This window comes from Candidatus Accumulibacter vicinus, assembly GCF_000584955.1.
In the GTDB taxonomy this organism is placed as follows: Bacteria; Pseudomonadota; Gammaproteobacteria; order Burkholderiales; family Rhodocyclaceae; genus Accumulibacter; species Accumulibacter vicinus.
On sequence record NZ_JDSS02000041.1, the window covers coordinates 3,137 to 6,711 of the forward strand.

At 60.6% G+C, this 3,575-nt stretch carries 4 protein-coding genes; 2 read left to right on the top strand and 2 right to left on the bottom strand.

The window, feature by feature from the left end:
- Positions 1-483, bottom strand: a 483-nt coding sequence (locus CAPSK01_RS17530; protein ID WP_034929761.1) for a DUF4062 domain-containing protein, incomplete at its 3' end; no start/stop codon positions are given.
- Positions 484-976: 493 nt separating this feature from the next.
- On the opposite strand from CAPSK01_RS17530, the gene aroE reads away from it, so the two are divergent.
- Positions 977-1,801, top strand: a complete 825-nt coding sequence (gene aroE / locus CAPSK01_RS17540; RefSeq protein ID WP_034929765.1) for a shikimate dehydrogenase — start codon at positions 977-979, stop codon at positions 1,799-1,801.
- Positions 1,802-1,902: 101 nt separating this feature from the next.
- Here the strand turns inward: aroE and CAPSK01_RS17545 are convergent, their stop codons facing one another.
- The gene (locus CAPSK01_RS17545; protein ID WP_337958616.1) at positions 1,903-2,496 is read right to left on the bottom strand and encodes a toluene tolerance protein; all 594 of its coding nucleotides are present in this window, start codon (positions 2,494-2,496) and stop codon (positions 1,903-1,905) included.
- Positions 2,497-2,716: 220 nt separating this feature from the next.
- Between CAPSK01_RS17545 and pyrF the strand changes: the two genes are divergently transcribed.
- Entirely contained in the window at positions 2,717-3,529 is an 813-nt protein-coding gene (gene pyrF / locus CAPSK01_RS17550) for an orotidine-5'-phosphate decarboxylase (RefSeq protein WP_034929766.1), read from the top strand.
- Positions 3,530-3,575: the final 46 nt, after the last annotated feature.

The following is a 3,575-nucleotide window of genomic DNA, read 5'->3' on the forward strand; positions in this document are numbered from 1 at the left end:
TTCCTCAGACGCCCCCGTTCCCCGCGCCTGCCGCGGCAGCGCCCTGAGAACCTTCACCTTCAGATCCTCGGCGGTGGTGAACAGCGCTGCCCGCGGGATATTGTTCGCTCCGGACAACAGGCGCTCGCGAAACGCCTTGATCAGCGCAGGATCGTTCTCCTGCGTGTAGAGGTCGGTAAGGGAGGCCGGGATAGCGGCAGCTTCCTTGACGAAGACGAAGCAAGGCCTACCCGCCGCCAGCGCCGCGTCGAACTCGAGTTCGGTGATCGACTTGCCCTGCCCCGGCGGAACGAATCCATAGCGCAGGCCGACGATGCCGATGTAGATCGCGCACGAGGCGACGTCGGCGACACAGCTTTGCCAGAGCGGTCGTGGGTCGGCCTCGTAGCTCTCGACGACCGTGTAGTCGCCGCTGAGGACTTCCTTGACCGCCCGCCGTTCGTCCTGCAGGTCGGACAGCGTCGAAGACAGATAGAGTCGCATGCCTTGCTGCTCCCATGGTAAGCGTCCAGTCCGGGTGCGCTGCATCGGGTCAGGATTCGTCGAGGCCCTTGCCGGAAGATATGGACCTGAAATCGTCGGGCCGCTCGCCCGCTGCGAGCCCGCATCCTGCCCGACCGCCTCGGGAACTCCCGCAAGCCCCTGAGCGAGTCGCCCAGGAATCGTACTGGCGGCAGGGGTTTCCAATGTACCGGCCTGGAGGTAGGCGTGCAAGCCCCCAGCCGCGCAAAGCGCTGCAGCATCCCCGGCCGATTGATGGGATACTTGTCGTACTCGGAGATGCCGCTCGGTCGAGTACCACGCCTGGCGACTTCTCGATCGCTCACCCGTTCTTACAGTGGACCCCTGCGCAGCCGGCATGGCAGCGGCTGGACAGACTCTTGCAGGCGGCCGTTGCGGCAGCCCAGTCTTGTCTACCCGGATTCATCCTCGTTGAGTGGCTCTGGATGGTTGTTCTCGATGCCAAGGAAAATACATGACTGACCGCTATGCAGTAATCGGAAACCCGATCACCCAAACCAAGTCACCCTTGATACATGCCGCCTTTGCTCGACAATGCGGCCAGGACATGAGCTACGCAGCCATTTCTGCACCCATCGGTGGTTTTGCGGAAGCCGTGGCCGAATTCTGCAGGGAGGGCGGCAAAGGGTTGAACGTCACGATTCCCTTCAAGGTCGACGCGGTGATGATCGCCGATCACCTGACCGAGCGGGCACAGTTGGCGCAGGCGGTCAATACGCTCAAGTTTGACGAGAGCGGTGTGCTTGGTGATAACACCGATGGCATCGGCCTGGTACACGACATTCAGGTCCGCCTGGGAATTTCGCTACGTCACAAACGGGTTCTTCTGATAGGTGCCGGCGGGGTTGCGCGCGGCGTCTTGCTCCCCCTGCTCGAAGAAGGCCCTGCCCAACTGCGGGTGGTCAACCGCACACCTGGCAAGGCGGAAGCGCTGATCGCCAGGTTTGCCGATCGTGGTCATCTTGCCGCCGGCGGCTTTGCGGACATGGCCGATCAGCAGTTCGATGTGCTCATCAACGCCACCTCGGCAAGTTTCGGTGGCGAGCGCCTGCCACTACCCGCCGACTGTTTTGCACCGGATTCGCTGGCTTATGACATGGCATACGGTCGGGGAAATACCCCCTTCATGACGCAGGCGCTGGCCAGCGGCGCCGGGTTCGTCACCGACGGCCTGGGCATGCTGGTTGCACAGGCCGCCGAATCGTTTTTTCTGTGGCGCGGCGTCCGACCGGATGTACTGCCAGTGATCGAAATGCTCGTCGCCGCACAGCGGCAATGAGCGACAAAATTCCTCCTGGGCAGTTTCTCACTGGCGCATGTTTCATTGCGCAGGGTCAGGCGCATGCGCACGACCTGCATTGACCGGAATTTCCAGAGGCATCATCCGGCATTGAGCACCCTGTGGAAATCCAGCCACTCGCTTTCGCCAGCAATGCGCTGCAGGCATCGGAGATTGCGCGCGCGCTTGTGCTTCCCCAGGCGACTGCCGCCGATCCGCGCATCCGCAATGTCGATCAGGCCCAGGCGCCGATCGGGCAGGCAGACTACGTTACCCAGGTGCAGCGAACGAAAATACACTCCACTCTCATGCAAGCGAATCACGAAACAGGTGAATGCGTTCTTCAGCTCTTGTTCGGTCTCCGGATCCAGGCCTTCGCAGCGCAGCTCGCGCAACGTCTTCCCGGGCAGTGGATGGTAGTGTACGGCGTCGCGCGCAATCGAAGGGATTCGCAAGACATCGATGATCTCCGGCACCGGTACGTCACGTTTACGCAGTGCGACCGCGTTGTCAGCGAAACGCTGGGCATAGGGATACCAGGCTGCGGAGGACAACCAGCGCTTTCGCCGAAAGAGCTTGAGCATCGTACCGTCGGCCAGTCGCAGAACCTTTTCGCCAAATCCATCTGCTTCGATGACCAATGCCCCGGCACGCATTGCAAGATAATCGTGCTGCTCGATTGTTTTCAAGGCCATCTCCTCAACCCAAAATCTGCCTGGCCAGCAATGCCGTGCGCGTCGCGGCTCATCCTGTCTTCGCCATGCCCAGGCGCAAAACCTTTCAATGTGGAAGTCGCGTCAGCGACTCACGAATCTCCCCCGCACCTGCAAGCAGGAAAGAGGTCGGAGGAAAAATCGGGGTTCCTGGGAACGTTATGGCCGTTAGAATGAGGCCTTTGCAACAGGTCATCAGCCCATGAACTTTATCAAAGCTCTCAACTCGGTATGGCGCGAAAACAATACCCTGCTGTGCATCGGTCTCGATCCCGATCCGGCAAGATTCCCCGCCCACTTGCAACACAGACCGGACGCCATTTTCGAGTTTTGTCGCGCCATCGTCGATGCTACGGCAGACCTGGTCTGCTGTTTCAAACCGCAGATCGCTTACTTCGCTGCTCGCCGCGCCGAAGATCAACTCGAAGCACTGATCGAGCACATTCATATCCGGCATCCAGCGACGCCCGTGATCCTCGATGCCAAACGGGGTGACATCGGCAGCACCGCCGAACAATATGCCATCGAAGCTTTCGAGCGCTTCCAGGCCGATGCCGTCACCATCAATCCGTACATGGGGCGGGATTCGATCGAACCCTATCTGGCGTATCGCGACAAGGGCATCATTCTGCTGTGCCGCACGTCGAATCCTGGGGGTAGTGATCTCCAGTTCCTCGATGTCGGCGGTGAAAAACTCTATGAAAGGGTGGCCCGCCTGGTCAGCAAGGAATGGGACGTCAATGGCCAATGCGCGCTCGTGGTCGGCGCGACCTTTCCCAGCGAAATCGCGCGCGTGCGAACGCTGATCGGAGACATGCCGTTGCTCGTTCCTGGCATCGGCGCACAAGGTGGCGATATCGAAACCACGGTACGCGCCGGCTGCACCGCCAGTGGCGTCGGCCTGATCATCAATTCCTCGCGTGCCATCCTCTACGCCGGAAAGGGTGAAGACTACGCCAATACCGCCCGTAGCGTCGCCGAGGCGACCCGTAACGCCATCAATCGCCACCGCTGACTAACGGTCATGACTTTTCCAGGCACCCCCGATCATGAAAGTCATG